Below are 20,269 nucleotides of genomic sequence, written 5' to 3'. Positions count from 1 at the left end.
CCGCGGCTTTGCGGCCAACGGGTCATACAGTGTTTGAATCTCTCCCCCCGCTCAATCAGCTTTTCCGTTGTGCCGGAACGACTTGGCGCACTGGCCCGGATCTATTCCGGACAGCAGTGCGCGGAGGCGGGAATCCAGGCCACGCGCGCAGCGCGTGAATGCGCAAGCTCTGGGTCCCCGCCTCCGCGGGGATGACGGGAAAGTGGCTCAGCGGGTCAGGTACCCCAGGATCACCTCCGTCATGTGCGACAGCCGCTCGCTGCGCGCCTTGGGCGCCAGCAGGTCGCGGCCGAAGATCGCCGACAGCGTGTGGCTGTTCGAGAGGTAGAAGTAGGCCAGCCCGGCGATGGAGACGTACAGCTGCACCGGGTCCACGCCGCCGCGGAAGGTGCCTTCGCGCCGGCCGCGTTCCAGCACGGTGGCCAGCGTCTCGATCACAGGCGAGTTCAGCTCGCGCGCGCGCTTCGATTCAGCGAGGTGGCGTGCGCGATGCAGGTTGGCGCTGTTCAGGAGCGTGAGGAACTCCGGGTGGCGCAGGTAGTAGTCCCAGGTGAACTCGATCAGGCGGCGCACGGCCGTCGGCGGCTCGAGATCGAGCAGGTGCAGCTTCATCTCTTCTTCGCGGATGTCGCGGTAGGCCAGCTCCAGCACCGCCTGGAACAGCTTCTCCTTGTCCTCGAAGTAGTAGTAGATCAGCCGCTTGTTGAGGCCGGCGCGCTCGGCGATGCGGTCGACGCGGGCGCCGCCGAGGCCGTGCTCCGCGAATTCGTCGCGGGCGGCCGCTAAGATCACTCCCTGCGAGCGATCGGCATCACGCAGTCGCTCGTCGGAGGCAGGGCTGGTCTCTCGCACCATGCCACATAATTCACCAAACAGTTAATCCCGTCAAGCATCATGAACCAGCACGCGCAGCTCGCCGGCCATCTCATCGTCGAATGCCTGGTGGCCCAGGGCGTCACGCATGCCTTCGGTGTCCCGGGGGAGAGCTACCTGGCCGTCCTCGATGGCTTCCACAAGTACCGCGAGCAGATCCGCTTCGTCATCAACCGGCAGGAGGGCGGCGCCGCCTTCATGGCCGAAGCCGCGGGCAAGGTCACCAACCGGCCGGGCGTGTGCTTCGTCACGCGCGGCCCGGGTGCCACCAACGCCTCGATCGGCGTGCACACCGCCTTCCAGGACTCGACGCCCATGGTGCTGTTCGTCGGCGACGTGGCCAGCGACCAGCGCGATCGCGAGGCCTTCCAGGAAGTCGAATACACGAGCTTCTTCGGCCCGAGCACCAAGGGCATGGCCAAGCGGGTCGAGCGCATCGACGATGCGGACCGCATCCCCGAATACGTCGCGCGCGCCTTCGCCACCGCCATGAACGGCCGGCCCGGCCCCGTGGTGCTGGTGCTGCCCGAGGACATGCTGACGAAGGAGACATCGGCCCGGCCGCTGCCGCGCGTCGAGGCGGTGGAGTGCTGGAGCGACCCCGGCGCGCTGCGCACCCTGCGCGAGCTGCTGCTGGCGGCGCGCAAGCCCTTCGTGATCGCCGGCGGGGGCGGCTGGACGCCGCAGGCGGCGCAGGCGCTGCAGCGCTTCGCCGAGAACTGGAAGCTGCCGGTGGGCAACGCCTTCCGCTTCCAGGACTGCTTCGACAACCACCATCCGCAGTACGCGGGCGACGTCGGCATCGGCATCAGCCCCAGGCTGTCCGCGCGCATCAAGGAGGCCGACCTGATCCTGGCCATCGGGCCGCGCCTGGGAGAGATGACCACCGGCGGCTACACGCTGCTGAAGCCGCCCAAGGCGGCCCAGAAGCTGGTGCACATCCACGCCAGCGCCGAGGAGCTGCATCGCGTCTACCAGGCCGACCTGGCGATCAACGCCACCATGAACGCCGCGGCGCGTTCGCTGGAAGTGCTCAGCGCCCCGGCGGATGTGCCGTGGGCCGCCTGGACGCAGGCCGCGAATGCCGACTACCTGGCCAACCTGGAGCCGCAGGCGCTGCCGGGCGAGATCGACATGCCGGCGATCGTGGCGGTCCTGCAGAAGCGCCTGCCCGCCGACGCGTTCATCACCAATGGCGCCGGCAACTTCGCCTCCTGGACGCACCGCTTCTTCCGGCACCACGGCCTGGCCAAGGGCCACAAGACCCAGCTGGCGCCCACCAACGGCGCGATGGGCTACGGCGTGCCGGCGGGCATCGCCGCCAACATCGTCTCGGGCCGGGTGGCGCTGACGATGGCGGGCGACGGCGACTTCCTCATGACAGGGCAGGAGCTCGCCACGGCCACCCAGCACGGCGCCAGCTCGATCATCGTGATCCTGAACAACGGCATGTACGGCACCATCCGCATGCACCAGGAGCGCGAGTACCCGGCGCGCGTCGAGGGGGCCGGCACGCAGCTGGCCAATCCCGATTTCGTGGCGCTGGCCAGGGCCTACGGCTACGAGGCCACGCGCATCACCCGGACGGCGGAGTTCGAGCCGGCCCTGGTGGCGGCGCTGGAGCGCAGGAACGGGACGGTGATCGAGGTGATGCTGGACCCGGAGGTGATCACGACCCGCGGCACGCTGACCGGGATTCGTGAGACGGCGCAAAGGCAGGGCCGCTGAGCCGTTTTTTGCCCTCCCCCTCTGGGGGGGGGTAGGGTGGGGGCGCTCCGGGCGCTTTGCGGGCCCCGAGAGCCCCCTCCCAGCCTCTCCCCAGCGGGGGGAGGAGCAAGGCAAACCCGGATCCCAAAGAAAAAGGCCGGCGAAGCCGGCCTGGTGGAAGTGCGGGCAAGCCCGGCTTACTTCACGTGCTTGCCGATGAGGCCAGCCATCTCGAACATGGAGACCTGGTTCTTGCCGAACAGCGTGCGCAGCTTGTCGTCGGCATTGACCATGCGCTTGTTCTCGTTGTCCTGCAGCTTGTTCTTCTTGATGTAGGCCCACAGCTTGCTGACGATCTCGGTGCGGGGCAGCGGGTTGTTGCCCACCACGGCGGCCAGCGATGCGTCCGGCGTCAGCGGCTTCATGAACGCGGCGTTCGGGGTGCGCTTCTTCGCCGGGGCCTTCTTGGCGGTGGCCTTCTTCGCCGGCGCCGCCTTCTTCGCGGCCGGTGCTGCCTTCTTCGCGGGAGCGGCGGCCTTCTTCGCAGTTGCCTTCTTGGCCGGAGCGGCGGCCTTCTTCGCGGCCGGCGCCTTCTTCGCCGTGGCCTTCTTGGCCGGTGCCGCCTTCTTCGCCGGCGCCTTCTTCGCCGTCGCTTTCTTCGCAGTTGCCATGTTCGATTTCCTTCTAGAAGTTGGTTGAACCGTACCAGCGAAAACTGCACTCGCTGGCAGTGCGGATGCTAATGGAGAACGAGGGGTCGTCAAAGGGAAAAACGGGTTTTTTCATTGGGAGATGTTGCTTTTTCATCCGCGCGAAGAACGCGTTTTCCCTCTGGAGAAGCCCTGCGGGCGCGCTCGCGCACAGCGATTTCTCCTCTGGAGCGGCCTGCGCGCTCTTCACGCAGCGCGGCAAGAAGCGCGATCAACATCGCGCCGCCACTCGCATTTCCCTCTCGAGAGCGCGCTGACTCAGCGCCTGTGCGCCACCCTCGAAGGCAGCGTCGCGAGCAGCACGCCGGCGAGCGCGGTGACGAAGGCCAGCATCTGCGTCGCGCCGAGCGGCTCGCCGAGCACGAAGACCCCGACCAGCGCCGCGGAGACCGGCAGCATGGCGGTGAAGACACCGGCCTGCGCAGCGGGCACGACCTTCAGGCCCGTCATCCACAGCCACACCGTCCAGATGCTCGCCGCCAGCGCGTAGAACACGAGCAGCAGCCATGCGCCCGCGCCGACCGCGGCGAAGTCGAAGCGCAGCGCGGTGTAGAGGCCGAAGGGCGTGACCAGCGCGAAGCCCCAGAGGTTGATCAGCGCCGTGATGCGCTTGGGGCCCAGCACGCCGGTCAACGCCTTGCCGATGACCGCATAGGACGCTTCGCAGATCACCGCGCCCAGCACCAGCAGGTTGCCGAGCCAGGCGCGGTCGCCGCCGCTGGTGGCGCGGCCCTCCTTGCCGAGGGCGAGCAACCCGATGCCGAGCGCCGCGCAGGCGATGGCCGTCCACGTGCGACCCGAAATGCGCTCGCGCAGGAACACGCGGCTCAGGAGCGCCACGGTGGCGGGAATGGCCGCCATGATCACGCCGGCCGACACGGCGCTGGTCAGGCTCACGCCCCACAGCATGCACAGCGAGAACAGGAAGTTGCCCAGGAAGGACTCGAGGAACAGCAGGCGGCGCGTGCGCGGCGTGAAGGGCGACTCGCCGGGCGGCTTCTTCAGCCAGTGCAGCATCGCGACGCCGCCGATGCCGAAGCGCAGCCAGGCGAGCAGGAACACCGGAATGGCTGCCGCCAGCGGCTTGGACAGGGCGACATAGCTCCCCACCAGCGACATGCTCAGCGCGAGGCACGCGTAGGCGACGGGGCGGCTGGGGACAAGGCTCATCGACAATGGCGGCGCGAAAAATGCGCCGCATCATGCCTGAAGCCCCCGAGCGCCACGTCTTCGTCTACGGCACGCTGCGCCGCGGCGGGCGCAACGACATCAACCGCCTTTCGCCTGCACCCGACTACGTGGGCATGGGCGAGGTGCGCGGCGTGCTGTACCACCTGGACTGGTACCCGGGGCTCGCGCTGGGCGGCGAGGAGGCGGTCACCGTCGTCGGCGAGGTGTACCGCATCAGCGCGGAACTCGAAGCGATCCTGGACGGCATCGAGCAGATCGTCCCCGGCGCGGACAGCGAGTACTTCAAGCGCGAGGTGGAGATCGCGGTGCAGGGCCGTCCCGTCACGTGCCTCCTCTACGAGATCAACCCGGTGCACGTGCGCGAGCGCAGGCCCATGGGGCACGGCGACTGGATCGTTTTTCACCACGGCTGATTTTGTTTCGCATGGCGAAAACTGGCGTTGGTGCGGCGCCGCAAATTTTCTCGATACAAGAAAGCATCTTTCGCATTGAGAAATTGTGAGCGCAAGTCGTTGATTTTGCTCATGGAAAATTTTTGTCTTGTATAAGACACAAGAGCCACACGAAGTCTTCTACAAGACTTAAAGTTGATTCCAACGCGGCGACGAAAAGCCGCCCCGGTTCCCGAACCCCCAAACCCTTCTGGAGTGAACATGAGCAACTGGACCCACCTGACCCGCGAACAGCAGATCGCCCAGCTCGAAAAGGACTGGGCCGAGAACCCCCGCTGGAAGGGGATCAAGCGCGGCTACAGCGCCGCCGACGTGGTGAAGCTGCGCGGCTCGCTGCAGATCGAGCACACGCTCGCCAAGCGCGGCGCCGAGAAGCTCTGGAGCCTGATCAACACCGAGCCTTTCGTGAACACGCTCGGCGCGCTGACCGGCAACCAGGCCATGCAGCAGGTGAAGGCCGGCCTGAAGGGCATCTATCTCTCCGGCTGGCAGGTGGCCGGTGACGCCAACAGCAACGGCGAGATGTACCCCGACCAGTCGCTGTACTCGGTGGATTCGGTGCCGAAGGTGGTGAAGAAGATCAACAACACCTTCATGCGCGCCGACCAGATCCAGTGGCAGGAAGGCAAGGGTCCCGGCGACGAAGGCTACGTCGACTACTTCGCGCCTATCGTGGCGGACGCGGAAGCCGGCTTCGGCGGCGTGCTCAACGCCTTCGAGCTGATGAAGTCCATGATCGAGGCGGGCGCCGCCGGCGTGCACTTCGAGGACCAGCTCGCCTCGGTGAAGAAGTGCGGCCACATGGGCGGCAAGGTGCTGGTTCCGACCCGCGAGGCCGTGGCCAAGCTGGTGGCGGCGCGCCTGGCGGCCGACGTGATGGGCACGCCCACGATCCTGCTGGCCCGCACCGATGCGGAGGCGGCCGACCTGGTGACCAGCGACGTCGATCCGATCGACCAGCCCTTCTGCACCGGCGAGCGCACGGTGGAAGGCTTCTACCGCACCCGCAAGGGCTTCGACCAGGCCGTGAGCCGCGGCCTGGCCTATGCCGAAGTGGCCGACCTGATCTGGTGCGAAACGGGCACGCCGGACCTGAAGTTCGCCAAGGACTTCGCCGACGCGATCCACGCCAGGTTCCCCGGCAAGCTGCTGGCCTACAACTGCTCGCCTTCCTTCAACTGGAAGAAGAACCTGGACGACGCCACCATCGCCAGGTTCCAGAAGGAGCTGGGAGCGATGGGCTACAAGTTCCAGTTCATCACGCTGGCCGGCTTCCACGCCCTGAACTACGGCATGTTCGAGCTGGCCTACGGCTACGCCCGCAGCGGCATGAGCGCCTTCGTGGACATGCAGCAGAAGGAGTTCGCGGCGGCCGAGCGTGGCTTCACCGCGGTGAAGCACCAGCGGGAGGTGGGCACGGGCTACTTCGACGCCGTGACGACCACGATCGAGGCGAACGCCTCCACCGCGGCGCTGAAGGGCTCGACCGAAGACGAGCAGTTCTTCGACGACCACGGCCACGGCGAGGAGCGCAAGGCGGCCTGATCCGGCGCAGCCGGCTCTGCAAGCCGTCACCCTCGGCGCAAGCCGTCTCTGCAAGCCGTCACCCCCGCGCAGGCGGGGGCCCAGAGAAGCCCCGCAACGCGGGGCTTTTCCCTTTGACGCCCCGGCTCCCCGCCGCCACGCGGCCGACGCAGTGCCCCGATCTGCCAACTACTGCACACCGGCACCAGCGCCCCCCTTTGTCGACAAGCCCCTCCTGTTTACAGTCCAGTTACCCACGACAACAAGGAGGGAGCCATGGCTGCATCCACGAGCGAGGAAAGGACCGGCATCTTCAACCTGCGCCACCTGACCGGCGAGCGCTGCCCCGCGTGCGGCGGCACGGGGGCGCTGCGCGTCGACAGCGAGAACATCGACGAGCATTTCGAGGTCGAGAAGCGCACCCTGATCACGGAATGCCCGCGCTGCGCCGGCACCGGCTATGTCGCCGCGGCGGGTTAGAATCGCGCATCACGTGAGCCACAAGAGCGAGAAAGGCACCCTGGTTATGACACCGCGAACTACCCCGGAAGGTTCCACCGCCCGTTGAGGCGGCGTAGTCGCGCGTCCTGAAGTTGCCACTCCAACCGAAAAGCGCGGCCGTCACCGCGCTTTTTTGTTGCCCGAACGCCCAGAAAACACTCTCATCATGATCCGGATCACGCTTCCCGACGGCTCGCAGCGCGAGTTCGAACAACCCGTCACGGTGGCCGATGTGGCTGCCTCCATCGGCCCCGGCCTGGCCAAGGCGGCCATCGCCGGCAAGGTCGACGACAAGGTCGTCGACACGACGTTCACGATCCCCGATGGGGCGCGGGTCGCCATCCTCACGCCCAAGGATCCCGAAGGCCTCGACGTGATCCGCCACTCGACGGCGCACCTGCTGGCCTACGCCGTCAAGGAACTGTTCCCCGAGGCCCAGGTCACGATCGGCCCGGTCATCGAGAACGGCTTCTACTACGACTTCGCGTACAAGCGTCCCTTCACGCCCGAGGACCTGGCGGCCATCGAGAAGCGCATGGCGGAGCTTGCAGCGAAGGACGAGCCCGTCACGCGTCGCGTGCTGCCACGCGACGAGGCGGTCAAGCACTTCAAGGAGCTGGGCGAGAACTACAAGGCCGAGGTCATCGGCAGCATCCCGCAGGGCGAGGACGTGTCGCTCTACGCCGAGGGCCGCTTCGAGGACCTGTGCCGCGGCCCCCACGTGCCCTCGACGGGCAAGCTGAAGTTCTTCAAGCTCATGAAGGTGGCCGGAGCCTACTGGCGCGGCGACCACCGCAACGAGATGCTCCAGCGCGTCTACGGCACGGCCTGGGCCACGAAGGAGGAACTGCAGCAGTACCTCACGATGCTGGAGGAGGCCGAGAAGCGCGACCACCGACGGCTGGGGCGCGAGCTGGACCTGTTCCACCTCGAGGAGGTCTCGCCGGGCGTCGTCTTCTGGCACCCGAAAGGCTGGGCCATCTGGCAGGCCGTGGAGCAGTACATGCGCCTGGTCTACCGCGACAACGGCTACCAGGAGGTCAAGGGGCCGCAGATCCTGGACAAGTCGCTGTGGGAGAAGACGGGCCATTGGGACAAGTACCGCGAGAACATGTTCGTCACGGAGTCGGAAAAGCGCGAGTACGCGCTCAAGCCGATGAACTGCCCGGGGCACGTCCTGATCTTCAAGCAGGGCGTGAAGAGCTACCGCGACCTGCCGCTGCGCTACGGGGAATTCGGCCAGTGCCACCGCAACGAGCCTTCGGGCGGGCTGCACGGGATCATGCGGGTGCGCGGCTTCACGCAGGACGACGGTCACATCTTCTGCACCGAAGACCACATCCTGCCCGAGTGCGAGGAATTCACGCGCGTGCTGCACCGCGTGTACCAGGACTTCGGCTTCACGGAGATCATCTACAAGGTCGCAACGCGGCCGGAAGCGCGTATCGGCTCCGACGAGCTCTGGGACAAGGCGGAGAACGCCCTGATGGAATCGCTGCGCCGCTCGGGTTGCGAGTTCACGATCTCGCCCGGCGACGGCGCCTTCTACGGCCCCAAGATCGAATACACGCTCAAGGACGCCATCGGCCGCCAGTGGCAGGTCGGCACGATGCAGGTCGACTTCAACCTGACGACGCGGCTGGACGCCGAGTACGTCGGCGAGGACGGCGCCCGCCACCGGCCGGTGGTACTGCACCGTGCCATCGTCGGCAGCCTCGAGCGTTTCATCGGCATCCTGATCGAGCAGCACGCCGGCGCGCTGCCCGTCTGGCTGGCGCCGGTGCAGGCCGTCGTGCTGAACATCACGGACGGACAGGCCGATTACGTCAACGAAGTTGCCAAAACGCTGAGGAATCAAGGGCTTAGGGTGGCGACGGATCTGCGCAACGAGAAGATCACGTATAAAATACGGGAGCATTCACTGCAAAAGCCGCCTTACCTCCTCGTCGTCGGCGACAAGGAGAAGGCGGCTGGTGCCGTCGCGGTGCGCGCCCGGGGCAACAAGGACCTCGGCGTGATGCCCCTGGAGGAATTCTCGAAGAGGATCGCCGGGGACATCGCCAGCAAGGTCTGATTCTTCATCGAGTCACGCCGCGGCTGGCGCGGGCTGCGGCGGTGATGCTACAGGTTTTGTAGCCTTATTGAGATGAAGGATCCGGACCATCGCTACTGATTTTCGTGACCGCCGCCAGCGTGAGGAACGCAAGCACCGCCTGAACCGGGAGATCATGGCTCCCGAAGTCCGCCTCAGCGGACCCAACAACGAGCCGCTGGGCATCGTGAGCCTGCAGGACGCCCTGCGAATGGCCGGCGAGGCAGACGTCGACCTGGTAGAAATTGCCGCCACTGCCAATCCGCCGGTCTGTCGGTTGATGGATTACGGCAAGTTCAAGTACCAGGAACAGAAGAAGGCCGCGGAAGCGAAGTCCAAGCAGACGGTCATCGAGATCAAGGAAGTCAAGTTCCGGCCGGGCACCGACGACGGTGACTACAACATCAAGCTGCGCAACATCCGCCGCTTCCTGGCCGAAGGCGACAAGTGCAAGATCACGCTGCGCTTCCGGGGGCGCGAGATCACGCACCAGGAAATCGGCATGGCGCTGCTGCAGCGCATCCGGGACGACCTCGGCGATACCATCATCGTCGAGCAGTTCCCGAAGCTGGAAGGCCGGCAGATGATCATGATGATCGCGCCGGGCAAGAAGAAGGTGGCGGTGGCTCCCAAGCCCGCCTCGGAAGCCGCCGGTTCGCCGGCGACGACATCGTGAAGTCAATGACGAAATGACGCCGGCCTGCGGCCTGGCATGACGGAATGACCTGCTCAATCCGTCATCGAGGCGCGCAGCGCGAAGTCATTTCGTCATGAGTGAGCCCGCGGTTGGTCGCTGCGGGCGAACAAGTGGCTCGGGGCCATCAAGGCACGGTCTTTTCCGTGACGCCTCACGAGCACAACATAGAAGGAGCAGCAATGCCCAAGATGAAGACCAAGAGCGGCGCCAAGAAGCGCTTCCGCGTGCGCCCGGGCGGGACGGTCAAGCGTGCCCAGGCCTTCAAGCGTCACATCCTGACGAAGAAGTCCACCAAGAACAAGCGCCACCTGCGCGGCCCGACTGCCGTCCATGAGACCAACATGGGTCACATGGCGCAGATGCTGCCGTTCGCCGGCCTGTAATCACCAGACGAAGAAGGAGAACACACAATGCCTCGCGTCAAACGTGGTGTAACGGCTCGCGCCCGTCACAAGAAGGTCCTCGCCCTCGCCAAGGGTTTCCGCGGCCGCCGCGGCAACGTCTTCCGCATCGCCAAGGAGGCGGTGATGAAGGCGGGGCAGTATGCCTACCGCGACCGCCGTGCCAAGAAGCGCGTCTTCCGCCAGCTGTGGATTGCCCGTATCAACGCCGCCGCGCGTGCGAACGGGCTGACGTACAGCCAGTTCGCCAACGGGATCCGCAAGGCCGGCATCGACATCGACCGCAAGGTCCTCGCCGATATCGCCTACCATGACCCGGAAGCGTTTACCGGCATCGTGAACCAGGTGAAGGCCAAGCTGGCTGCTTGAGTTTCGCTTCGGGGCGCGGTCTCGGCCGCGCCCGCTGCAAACGCATTGGGACAGGGCTAGGGCTGCGAGGCGCTAGCCCTGTCTTTTTTGATTCCCTTTGCGAGACGTCGTGGTTCATCGGTCAGAACCTGCTCAGGCAAGCACCATCGCTCCAACGGGACCTGAATCCCCATGAAACCAGAATTCGATTCGATCGTCGCCAGCGCCCGCGCAGCGTTCGGCCAGGCGGGCACGCCCGCGGAGCTGGAGAACGCCAAGGCGCAGTTCATCGGCAAGTCCGGCCGCATCACCGAGCTGATGAAGGGCTTGGCCGCGCTCTCCGTGGAGGAGAAGAAGTCGCGCGGCGCGGCGATCAACCAGGCCAAGCAGGCGATCGAGGCGGCGCTGACCGAGCGGCGCCAGGCGCTGGCCGACGCCGAACTGGAAGCGCAACTGAAGGCCGAGGCGCTGGACGTCTCGCTGCCCGGTCGCATCCGCGAGCCCGGCGGACTGCATCCCGTGTCGCTCACCCTGGAGCGCATCGAGCAGATCTTCGCCTCCATGGGCTTCGACGTGGCCGACGGCCCCGAGATCGAAAGCGACTGGCACAGCTTCACCTCGCTGAACAACCCGCCCAACCACCCGGCGCGCTCGATGCAGGACACGTTCTACGTGGACATCGACGGCGACGACGGCATCCCCTACAACCTGCGGCCGCACACCTCGCCGATGCAGGTGCGCTACGCCCATGCGCATATCAAGCGCTACGCGCAGGCCGTGAAGCGGGGCGAGCCGATGCCGGAGATCCGCGTCATCGCCCCGGGCCGCACGTACCGCGTCGACAGCGACGCGACGCACTCGCCGATGTTCCACCAGTGCGAAGGCCTGTGGCTGGGCGAGAACGTGAGCTTCAAGGACCTCAAGGTCGTCTTCACCGACTTCTGCCGCACCTTCTTCGAAAGCGACGACCTGGCGCTGCGCTTCCGTCCCAGCTTCTTCCCGTTCACGGAGCCTTCGGCGGAGATCGACATCCAGTTCCAGAGCGGGCCGCTGGCCGGCCGCTGGCTGGAGGTGGCCGGCTCCGGCCAGGTCCACCCGCAGGTGGTACGCAACATGGGCCTGGACCCGGAGAAGCACATCGGCTTCGCCTTCGGCATGGGCCCGGACCGCCTGACCATGCTGCGCTACGGGGTGAACGACCTGCGCCTGTTCTTCGACGGCGACATCCGGTTCCTGAAGCAATTCCGATAATGGCTCCCCCCCGCAGCGCCTCCGGCGCCTCCCCCTCGAGGGGGCGCTCCCTGCGGTCCGGCCAAGCCGGTCCGCGGCGGCACGCGAGAAGACATCCGAGTCCTAGACAAGACGTATGCAATTCCCCGAATCCTGGCTGCGCGCGTACTGCAACCCGCCGCTGACCACGCAACAGATCGCTGACACGCTCACCATGGGCGGCATGGAAGTGGAGGAACTGCGCCCGGTGGCGCCGCCCTTCACCAAGGTGGTGGTGGGCGAGATCAAGGAAGCCGTGCAGCACCCGAACGCCGACCGCCTGCGCGCGTGCCAGGTGGACGTGGGGCAGGGCGCGCTGCTCAACATCGTCTGCGGTGCGCCGAACGCGCGCCCCGGCATCCGCGTGCCGACGGCGCTGGTCGGGGCCGTCCTGCCGCCGGGCGAAGACGGCCAGCCCTTCGCGATCAAGCTGGGCAAGCTGCGCGGCGTGGAGAGCCAGGGCATGCTGTGCTCGGCGCGCGAGCTGAAGCTGTCCGAGGACCATGCGGGCCTGCTGGAGCTGGATGCGTCCGCGGCCATCGGTGCCGACATCCGCGAAGTCCTGCAGCTCGACGACCACGTCTTCACGCTCAAGCTCACGCCCAACCTGGCGCACGCGCTGTCGGTGTACGGCGTCGCGCGCGAGCTGTCCGCGCTGACCGGCGCGCCGCTGAAGGAGCCGAAGTTCGAGCCCGTGCAGCCGGTTAACGACGCCAGGCTGAAGGTGAAGGTGACCGCCCCCGATCTCTGCGGGCGCTTCTCCGGCCGCGTGATCCGCAACGTGGACACGCAGGCGAAGACGCCGCAATGGATGGTCGAACGGCTGGCCCGCTGCGGGCAGCGCAGCGTGACGGCCCTGGTCGACATCTCGAACTACGTGATGTTCGAGTTCGGCCGCCCTTCGCACATCTTCGACTTCGACAAGATCCACGGCGCGCTCGACGTGCGCTGGGGCCGCCCGGGCGAGCAGCTCAAGCTCCTGAACGGCACCACGATCGCCGTCGACGAGAAGGTCGGCGTGATCGCCGATGAGCGCGAGGTGGAATCGCTGGCCGGCATCATGGGTGGCGACGCCACGGCCGTCTCCGACGCCACGAAGAACGTCTACGTCGAAGCCGCGTTCTGGTGGCCCGAAGCGGTGCAGGGGCGCTCGCGCCGCTACAACTTCTCCACCGACGCCGGCCACCGCTTCGAGCGCGGGGTCGACCCGAGCCGGACCGTCGAACACATCGAGTACATCACGCGCCTGGTGCAGGAGATCTGCGGCGGCGAAGCCGGCCCGATGGACGACCAGCAGGTGAAGCTGCCCGAACGCAAGCCGGTGCAGCTGCGCGTCGCGCGCGCGGCCAAGGTCATCGGCATGCCCGTCACCGAGGCGCAGTGCCTGGACGCGTTCGCCCGCCTGCAGCTGCCGGCAAGCGCCAATGCCGGCGTCATCACCGTCACGCCGCCGCCTTATCGCTTCGACCTCGCGATCGAGGAAGACCTGATCGAAGAGGTCACGCGCATCGTCGGCTACAGCGCGCTGCCGACCACGCCGCCGCTGGCGCCCATCACGGCCAAGCTGCCGCCGGAGAACCGCCGCAGCCGCTTCGCGGTGCGCCGCCTGCTCGCCGCCCTCGGCTACCAGGAGACGATCAACTTCAGCTTCGTCGAGGCGCACTGGGAGCAGGACCTCGCCGGCAACACCGATCCCATCAAGCTGCTGAACCCGATCGCCAGCCAGATGAGCGTGATGCGCTCCTCGCTGGTGGGCTCGCTGCTGCAGGCGCTCAAGTTCAACCTCGATCGCAAGGCCGAACGGGTGCGCGTGTTCGAGCTCGGACGGGTGTTCCTGCGCGACGCTTCGGTGCAGACCACCGACACCACGGTGCGCGGCGTGCGCCAGCCCATGAAGGTCGCGGGCCTGGCCTACGGCGACCCGGACGGCCTGCAGTGGGCCCGCAAGGCCACGCACGGCGATTTCTACGACATGAAGGGCGACGTGCAGGCGCTGTTGTCGCCGCTGCAGGCGGAGTTCGCGGCCGCGCAGCATCCGGCCATGCACCCCGGCCGCTGCGCCGCCGTGCGCGTGGACGGCCGCGAGGTCGGCTTCGTCGGCGAGCTGCATCCGCGCTGGCGCCAGAAGTGGGAGCTGCCGCATGCGCCGTTCGTGTTCGAACTCGATCTTGATGCCGTCGCGGCGCGCCGGGTGCCGCAGTTCGAGCCGGTGCCGCGCTTCCAGCCGGCCGAGCGCGACATCGCCGTGATCGTGGGCGAGAAGGTCACGCACGACCAGTTGCTGGCCGCGATCCGGTCCGCCGACACGGGCGGCCTGCTGCGCGATGCCTTCCTGTTCGACGTCTACAAGCCGCAGCAGGCGAGCGCCGGGCTGGGGCTCAACGAGAAAAGCCTGGCCGTTCGCTTGACGCTCGCGCGCAGCGACGCCACACTGACGGACGAGCAGATCGAGACCGCGGTGCGCGCCGTGGTGGAGCGGGTCACCACGCAACTCGGGGGCCGCCTGAGGGGGTGACGATGTCCGATCTCACGACAACAACAGCGCTCAAGGAAGAAGACGTGATGGAGTTTGCCGTCGAAAGCCTGGAAACCCCCGCGTTGACCAAGGCGCAGCTGGCCGAACTCCTGTTCGAGCAGATCGGGCTGAACAAGCGCGAGTCGAAGGACATGATCGATGCCTTCTTCGACCTGATCTCCGGCAGCCTCGTCGAGGGCCAGGACGTGAAGATCTCGGGCTTCGGCAATTTCCAGATCCGCACCAAGGCGCCGCGCCCCGGGCGCAACCCGCGCACCGGCGAGGCGATCCCGATCGAGGCGCGCCGCGTCGTGACCTTCCACGCCAGCCACAAGCTCAAGGAGCAGATCCAGGGCAACGGCGGCGGCGATTCCTGACGCCCGCGTCAGCTTCGCTCCAAAAAAATCCAACGCCGGCGGGCTTCGCGCCACCGCCCGGCTTTGCATCCCGCGTACCTTAGAGTAACCTAGCAGCTTTCTCTCCTAGTAGATTGATTTCAATGGAGAAAGCCCTCCCGGCAATCCCCGCCAAGCGCTACTTCACGATCGGCGAGGTCAGCGAGCTGTGTGGCGTCAAGCCTCACGTGCTCCGTTATTGGGAGCAGGAGTTCACCCAGCTGCGGCCCATGAAGCGGCGCGGCAACCGCCGCTACTACCAGCACCACGAGGTGCTGATGATCCGGCGCATCCGCGACCTGCTGTACGACCAGGGGTTCACGATCAGCGGCGCGCGCAACAAGCTGCAGGAAATCGTGCAGACCGAGCGCGACAAGCGCCGCGCCGGCGAGGTCATGCTCGAAGGCGTGGAGGAGGTCGAGGTCGAGGATTCGGGCTTCGGCGAGAGCCAGTTCGAGGACGCCCTGCCCGAGGAACGCCACGAGTTCGCCCAAAAGCTGCAGCTGCTGCGGCGCGAACTGTTCGAAATCCGCGACTTGCTCAGCTCGATTCACTGAGGGCGCGAAATGTGCCATTCCGCCCGGCTATAATTGCGGGCTCGGCGTGTAGCGCAGCCTGGTAGCGCACTTGCATGGGGTGCAAGGGGTCGCGAGTTCGAATCCCGCCACGCCGACCAAAGACACGAAAGCCCGGACCTGAAAAGGTCCGGGCTTTTTTTCTGCCCACCACAGCAGCTCGGCCCTGTACAAAGCCATACGTTTCGCTGAATGTTTGTTTTTGTGCCAAATCGCGACAAACGACCGGCGGAAGAGGCACTGGCGCCGGCAACCTGACCCCCGCAGTGGATTTCGCCGACAGTCACGTCGGAATTCGCCTTCACGCAGAGCTCGGCGATCGATACAGGGTGTTGCATTCACCTTGAATCGTGCGAGATGCGATCTAAAACGTAGCGGCCTGAGTTGCCCCCACCTGGCCGGTGCGCGGGTCCGTCAACCTCGACCAAGGTGACACGATGTCCATCTACTTGTCGAAGTGTGCTTCTGCCTCGGTGCTGCGCGAGGCCGAGGCCGCCCGCCGCAACCGTCTCGAAATCGTCCGGGCGCTCTCGCAAGGGCAGGTCAGCCGGCGTGAACTGATCAAGTGGGGCGTGTTCACCTCGGGCGGCCTGCTGTCCGCCACCCACGGCCTGAGTCCGTTCGTGCGCAGTTCATGGGGTGCCATCCCGACGGGCGTTCCGCGCAGCCCCCTGTTCGGCGCCGTTGCGTTCACCCAGCCCCTGCTGCGCTTCGACGTCCTGACGCCGGGCGCCATGACCACCATGAGCCCGGCGCCCACCCGCGAGGCGAACACCACCCTGCAAGCGGTGTCGCCGCTCCTCGGCGGCGGCTATGGCCCGATCGAAGGGCGCCCGCCTGGAGCGATCTGGGCGCACCAGGGCTTCGACGACCCGCGCTGCGCGCCGCAGGTCGCGTTCCAGGCCACGCAGGAGGGCGCGAAGGCGAATGCGGCCGGGGTCTACCGGCCCGAGGTGACGGCGCGGCTCAATTGCGATTTCGACCCGGCGACGATGCCGGTCGAATTCCGTTTCCATCCGCGCATGCCCCTGCAGCGGTCCGACAAGGTTTGGACCTTCAACGGAACGCTGCCGCCCAAGCTGGTGATGGGCCGCTACGGCCATCCCATCCTGTTCCGTCACCACAACCGGCTCGATCCGGACCAGTCGCGCAACGGCGGCTTCGGCATCCACACGATCTCTACGCACGAACACAACGGCCACCACGGCGCGGAGAACGACGGCTTCACGGGAGCCTACTTCTTCCCCGGCCAGTTCTACGACTACCACTGGCCGATCGTCCTGGCCGGCCACACGAGCGTCAACAAGGACGCCACCGACGACCGGGCCGGCACGCCGCGGGACGACGGCGGCGTCGACCGGATCCCCGGCGACTGGCGCGAGACCATGAGCACCCACTGGTTCCACGACCACATGTTCAGCTTCACCTCGCAGAACGTCTACAAGGGCAACGCCGCGATGTTCAACATCTACAGCGCGCTCGACCGGGGCAACGAGGCGATCGATGACGGCGTCAACCTGCGGCTCCCGAGCGGCACGGCGAAGAGCTGGGGCAACCTGGACTACGACGTCAACCTGATGCTGGCCGACAAGGCCTGGGACCGGGACGGGCAGCTCAATTTCGACATCTTCGACTTCGACGGTTTCCTGGGCGACCAGATGACGGTGAACCTGTTCTGGAAGCCGTTCTTCAACGTGGAGCCGCGCAAGTACCGCTTCCGCATCCTCAACGCCTCGGTGTCGCGCTTCTTCAAGCTGGCCCTGAGCGACCGCTCGCCGATGATCCAGATCGCCAACGACGGCAACCTGTTGCCCAATCCGGTGGTCCTCACCGAGCTCGACGAGCAGGGCATCGCGGAGCGCTACGACATCGTGATCGACTTCTCGCGCTATGCCCTCGGCACGCGCGTGTACATGGTCAACCTGGCCGAGCACCAGGATGGCAAGCGGATCGCGGAGGATCTCAGCCTCTCCGAAGCCCTGTCCGGCAATTCCGATGATCCCTGCGTCGGCAAGTTCCTGGAGTTCCGGGTGGTGCTGCCGCTGTCCGCCCCCGACCAGAGCCGGGTGCCTGCCACGCTGATCCCCAACCCCGACCTGTCCGCCATCCCCGTGGCGCGCGAGCGGGTGTTCGAGTTCGGGCGCGGCGGCAAGCAGACCACCCGGGATCCGGTCTCCTCCTACTTCGGTCCCTGGGGCATCGAGACCAACGACGGCGACATGCTGGCGGCCGACTTCGGCCGCATCTCCGCCGCACCGCGGTACGGCACCCGCGAAATCTGGACGCTCAAGAATGGCGGGGGCGGCTGGGACCATCCGATCCACATCCACTTCGAAGAGGGGCAGGTGCTCGCCCGCGACGGCAGCGCCAGGAAGGTCCCGCCGTGGGAGCGCGGACGCAAGGATGTCTACCGGCTGCGTCCCGGCGGCACGGTGAAGATCACGATGCAGTTCCGCGACTGGGGCGGCATGTTCATGGAGCACTGCCACAACACGGTGCATGAGGACAACGCCATGCTGCTGCGCTGGGAGATCGACGACGGGGGCACGCCGATGCTGCGGCCGCTGCCCACGCCCATCCCGACGCCGCAGGGCGTGACGTTCCGGGACCCCGACGACGTCCTCCGGACGGCGTACTGAGCAGGGGGAGCAAACCATGAAGACGATGCATCGAACCGCGCTTCCCGTCGTGGTGGCCTCCGTGGTCGGCGCGGCGGCCGGATCGCTGGCGTGGGGCACCAGTGCGGCGGCGGACCCCGCCCCGGTGGAGAAGACGCTCCTCGCCCTGGCGGCGGGCACCGTGGGAGCCGATGGCGCGGCCTCCGAGCCGGTGGTCTTCACCGGCCAGGCGTCCATCACCGGCAGGGTGATCTACGACACCGTGTTCGGCGCCCCGCCGGTGCTGGAGCTCATCGTGGACCTGAGCCAGGTCACGGGCAAGGGGCTGCGCACGGGCAAGGCCTACCAGGTCGCAAGCCAGGCGATCCTGCACCGGCCGCTGAAGGCCTTCGAGCCGGTCGAGCTCGGCTTCTCGTTTGCCGCGGATGGGGGCGTCACGCTGGCGCGTTCGGCCCTGGCGACCTTCGGCGTCTACTACAACGCAGCGAGCGGCGTGAGCACGACGCCGGTGCAGATTTCGACCGTGCCTCGCACCTAGCCTGCCGCCGGAGTCTCGCCATGATTTGCACGGGCTGGCGGCGCTGGAGCCGCGCCGCACTCGCCGCCGCCGCGGTGCTCTGCGCCGGCGCAACGTCGGGGGCCGCCACCCCCTGGGGCGCGGACTACTTCCCGAACGTTCCCGTCACCACGCAGGACGGCAGGACGCTGCGCTTCTACGACGACCTGCTCAAGGGCAAGTCGGTCGCCGTCCTTCTCTTCTACACGAGCTGCAAGGACGTCTGCCCGCTGGAGACGGCCAACCTGGTGAAGGTGCAGAAGCTGTTCGGCGAGCGCATGGGGCGCGACATCTTCTTCTATTCGATCGCCATCGACCCCTGGGACACGCCGAGGGAGAACAAGGCGTACGCGCAGAAGTTCGGCGTCGGTCCGGGCTGGTTGTTCCTCTCGGGCAAGGAAGCGGATATCCAGCTGATCGCGCGCAAGCTGGGCCTGTCCCGCAGCTTCGATGCGGCCACCCGGGACGGCCACGCCGCCAGCCTGATGGTGGGCAACGTGGCGAAGGGCACGTGGATGCGCAACTCGCCGATGGACAATCCGCAGTTCCTCGCCACGACCATCGCGAATTTCCTCGGCTGGAAGCGCGAGGGCGCCACCCCCAGCTATGCCGAGGCCCGGCCCCTCACCGGCAGCAAGTCGCAGTACCTGTTCCAGAGCCGCTGCAGCGCCTGCCACACCATCGGCGAGGGCGACCGGGTCGGCCCCGACCTGCTGGGCGTCACGAGCCGCCGGGAGCGCGCCTGGCTGGCCCGCTACCTGGCGGAGCCCGAGCAGGTGCTGGCCGAAGGCGATCCGATCGCGACCCGCCTGTTCGCGCGGTACAAGCAGGTCCGCATGCCCAACCTCGACCTGGGCCGGGACGACATCGCCTCGCTCTTGGCGTACCTGGAGGCGCGCAGCGGCAAGTGAGCGCGCCGGCGACCGCGGGGCATAATGGCCGTGCATGGCCTCCGTCGTATTCGCTGACCTGGTGGGCAGTACGGGCATCTTCGAGCGCCTCGGAGACGAGACCGCAGGGCGCTTCGTCACGCAGCTCACGGGCGCGCTCGCCAAGGTGTTCGAGCGGCACCAGGGCCGGGTCGTGAAGCTGCTCGGCGACGGCCTGTTCGTCGTCTTCGCCGCGGAGCAGCAGGCCCTCACCGCCTGCATCGCCATCCAGGTCCAGCTGCAGGACAAGCCGGTCCGCCCCGGCGGCACCGGCCGACCCGTGCAGATGCAGATGGGCATCGAAGCGGGCGAGGTCGTGGAGATCGAAGGCGACTGCTACGGCGACGCCGTCAACAGCGCGGCGCGGCTGGCCGACCTGGCCGGGGCCGAGCAGATCCTCACCACCCAGCGCGTGCGCGCCGCCTTGCCGGTGCCGCTGCGGGAGAAGCTGCGCAGCCTCGGGCCCATGTACCTGCGCGGCAAGAGCGACCCGACGGAAGTGTTCCGCGTCGAATGGCAGGCAGGCCACGAGGGCGACGCCACCGTGATGGGCGCCTCGCTCGGCAGCCACGCCGCGGGCGAGGCGCACCTGGAAATCAGCATCGACGGCCAGCGGGTGCAGATGCAGCCGCGCGGCGAGCCGATCACGCTCGGCCGCTCGGCAACGGCGGACCTGCCCGTGAACGACTCGCGGGTCTCGCGCCTGCATGCCACGGTGCAGTGGCGCGGCGGCCATTTCGTGCTGACCGATGCTTCGAGCTTCGGCACCTGGGTCTACTTCGGCAACCAGCCGGAGCCGGTGATCCTGCGCCGCACCGAGTGCTACCTGGTCGGGCAGGGCCAGATCGCGCTCGGCTGCGACCGCGGGGCCGAGGCCGCCCCGATCGCCAGTTTCGCCGTCGCCAGTTAGCCGGCC

Annotated in this window: 21 protein-coding genes and 1 tRNA gene; 17 read left to right on the top strand and 5 right to left on the bottom strand. The window is 67.1% G+C overall.

Annotation, left to right across the window (positions count from 1 at the left end):
* Window positions 1-207 precede the first annotated feature (207 nt).
* On the bottom strand, window positions 208-855 hold the full coding sequence (locus tag JI746_RS27195) for a TetR/AcrR family transcriptional regulator (protein WP_201693452.1): 648 nt from the start codon (window positions 853-855) through the stop codon (window positions 208-210).
* A 39-nt stretch (window positions 856-894) separates the two neighbouring features.
* On the opposite strand from JI746_RS27195, the gene JI746_RS27190 reads away from it, so the two are divergent.
* Entirely contained in the window at window positions 895-2,601 is a 1,707-nt protein-coding gene (locus JI746_RS27190; RefSeq protein WP_201693451.1) for a thiamine pyrophosphate-binding protein, read from the top strand.
* Window positions 2,602-2,777: 176 nt separating this feature from the next.
* Here JI746_RS27190 and JI746_RS27185 read toward each other — a convergent pair whose 3' ends face one another.
* The 3 genes from JI746_RS27185 to JI746_RS27175 form a co-directional block, all read right to left on the bottom strand.
* Window positions 2,778-3,251, bottom strand: coding sequence for an SWIB/MDM2 domain-containing protein (locus tag JI746_RS27185; RefSeq protein ID WP_201693450.1), 474 nt, complete (start codon window positions 3,249-3,251; stop codon window positions 2,778-2,780).
* Between the two features lie 89 nt (window positions 3,252-3,340).
* Window positions 3,341-3,508, bottom strand: coding sequence for a hypothetical protein (locus JI746_RS27180; RefSeq protein ID WP_201693449.1), 168 nt, complete (start codon window positions 3,506-3,508; stop codon window positions 3,341-3,343).
* Window positions 3,509-3,548: 40 nt separating this feature from the next.
* A complete protein-coding gene (locus JI746_RS27175) occupies window positions 3,549-4,460 on the bottom strand; it encodes a DMT family transporter (protein WP_201693448.1) in 912 nt (303 codons plus the stop codon).
* Between the two features lie 32 nt (window positions 4,461-4,492).
* On the opposite strand from JI746_RS27175, the gene JI746_RS27170 reads away from it, so the two are divergent.
* A complete protein-coding gene (locus JI746_RS27170; protein WP_201693447.1) occupies window positions 4,493-4,894 on the top strand; it encodes a gamma-glutamylcyclotransferase family protein in 402 nt (133 codons plus the stop codon).
* Here the strand turns inward: JI746_RS27170 and JI746_RS28125 are convergent.
* Window positions 4,882-5,007 (bottom strand): hypothetical protein, encoded by a 126-nt coding sequence (locus JI746_RS28125; protein WP_269129518.1) that lies wholly within the window; start codon window positions 5,005-5,007, stop codon window positions 4,882-4,884. The two genes, JI746_RS27170 and JI746_RS28125, sit on opposite strands and share 13 nt — an antisense overlap.
* Window positions 5,008-5,134: 127 nt before the next feature.
* On the opposite strand from JI746_RS28125, the gene aceA reads away from it, so the two are divergent.
* The 15 genes from aceA to JI746_RS27095 all read left to right on the top strand — a co-directional run bounded on the left by aceA (window position 5,135) and on the right by JI746_RS27095 (window position 20,263).
* Entirely contained in the window at window positions 5,135-6,478 is a 1,344-nt protein-coding gene (gene aceA, locus JI746_RS27165; protein WP_408004132.1) for an isocitrate lyase, read from the top strand.
* Window positions 6,479-6,733: 255 nt separating this feature from the next.
* Window positions 6,734-6,937, top strand: a complete 204-nt coding sequence (locus tag JI746_RS27160) for a hypothetical protein (protein ID WP_201693446.1) — start codon at window positions 6,734-6,736, stop codon at window positions 6,935-6,937.
* Window positions 6,938-7,124: 187 nt separating this feature from the next.
* Window positions 7,125-9,032 (top strand): threonine--tRNA ligase, encoded by a 1,908-nt coding sequence (gene thrS / locus JI746_RS27155; RefSeq protein WP_201693445.1) that lies wholly within the window; start codon window positions 7,125-7,127, stop codon window positions 9,030-9,032.
* Window positions 9,033-9,111: 79 nt separating this feature from the next.
* Complete coding sequence (gene infC, locus JI746_RS27150) at window positions 9,112-9,726, top strand: translation initiation factor IF-3 (RefSeq protein ID WP_201693456.1); 615 nt, start codon at window positions 9,112-9,114, stop codon at window positions 9,724-9,726.
* Window positions 9,727-9,926: 200 nt separating this feature from the next.
* Window positions 9,927-10,130: a 50S ribosomal protein L35 gene (gene rpmI / locus JI746_RS27145; RefSeq protein WP_201672507.1), complete on the top strand. Its 204-nt coding sequence runs from the start codon at window positions 9,927-9,929 to the stop codon at window positions 10,128-10,130.
* Between the two features lie 27 nt (window positions 10,131-10,157).
* Window positions 10,158-10,517 carry a 50S ribosomal protein L20 gene (gene rplT / locus JI746_RS27140; protein ID WP_201672506.1) on the top strand — a complete coding sequence of 120 codons (360 nt, stop codon included), beginning with the start codon at window positions 10,158-10,160 and terminating at the stop codon, window positions 10,515-10,517.
* 171 nt (window positions 10,518-10,688) lie between these two features.
* On the top strand, window positions 10,689-11,747 hold the full coding sequence (gene pheS, locus JI746_RS27135; RefSeq protein ID WP_201693444.1) for a phenylalanine--tRNA ligase subunit alpha: 1,059 nt from the start codon (window positions 10,689-10,691) through the stop codon (window positions 11,745-11,747).
* A 115-nt stretch (window positions 11,748-11,862) separates the two neighbouring features.
* Window positions 11,863-14,280, top strand: coding sequence for a phenylalanine--tRNA ligase subunit beta (pheT, locus tag JI746_RS27130; protein ID WP_201693443.1), 2,418 nt, complete (start codon window positions 11,863-11,865; stop codon window positions 14,278-14,280).
* 47 nt (window positions 14,281-14,327) lie between these two features.
* Window positions 14,328-14,657: an integration host factor subunit alpha gene (locus JI746_RS27125; RefSeq protein ID WP_201693455.1), complete on the top strand. Its 330-nt coding sequence runs from the start codon at window positions 14,328-14,330 to the stop codon at window positions 14,655-14,657.
* Window positions 14,658-14,779: 122 nt separating this feature from the next.
* The gene (locus JI746_RS27120; RefSeq protein ID WP_201693442.1) at window positions 14,780-15,232 is read left to right on the top strand and encodes a MerR family transcriptional regulator; all 453 of its coding nucleotides are present in this window, start codon (window positions 14,780-14,782) and stop codon (window positions 15,230-15,232) included.
* A 42-nt stretch (window positions 15,233-15,274) separates the two neighbouring features.
* Window positions 15,275-15,351, top strand: a tRNA-Pro gene (locus JI746_RS27115).
* 336 nt (window positions 15,352-15,687) lie between these two features.
* A complete protein-coding gene (locus JI746_RS27110) occupies window positions 15,688-17,889 on the top strand; it encodes a multicopper oxidase family protein (RefSeq protein ID WP_201693441.1) in 2,202 nt (733 codons plus the stop codon).
* A gap of 16 nt (window positions 17,890-17,905) precedes the next feature.
* Entirely contained in the window at window positions 17,906-18,406 is a 501-nt protein-coding gene (locus JI746_RS27105) for a hypothetical protein (protein ID WP_201693440.1), read from the top strand.
* 20 nt (window positions 18,407-18,426) lie between these two features.
* On the top strand, window positions 18,427-19,335 hold the full coding sequence (locus JI746_RS27100; RefSeq protein ID WP_201693439.1) for an SCO family protein: 909 nt from the start codon (window positions 18,427-18,429) through the stop codon (window positions 19,333-19,335).
* Between the two features lie 34 nt (window positions 19,336-19,369).
* Complete coding sequence (locus tag JI746_RS27095) at window positions 19,370-20,263, top strand: adenylate/guanylate cyclase domain-containing protein (protein ID WP_201693438.1); 894 nt, start codon at window positions 19,370-19,372, stop codon at window positions 20,261-20,263.
* Window positions 20,264-20,269 lie beyond the last annotated feature (6 nt).

This window comes from Ramlibacter alkalitolerans, from assembly GCF_016722765.1.
Classification (GTDB): Bacteria; Pseudomonadota; Gammaproteobacteria; order Burkholderiales; family Burkholderiaceae_C; genus Ramlibacter; species Ramlibacter alkalitolerans.
This window is presented reverse-complemented; position numbering and strand designations above follow the sequence as displayed.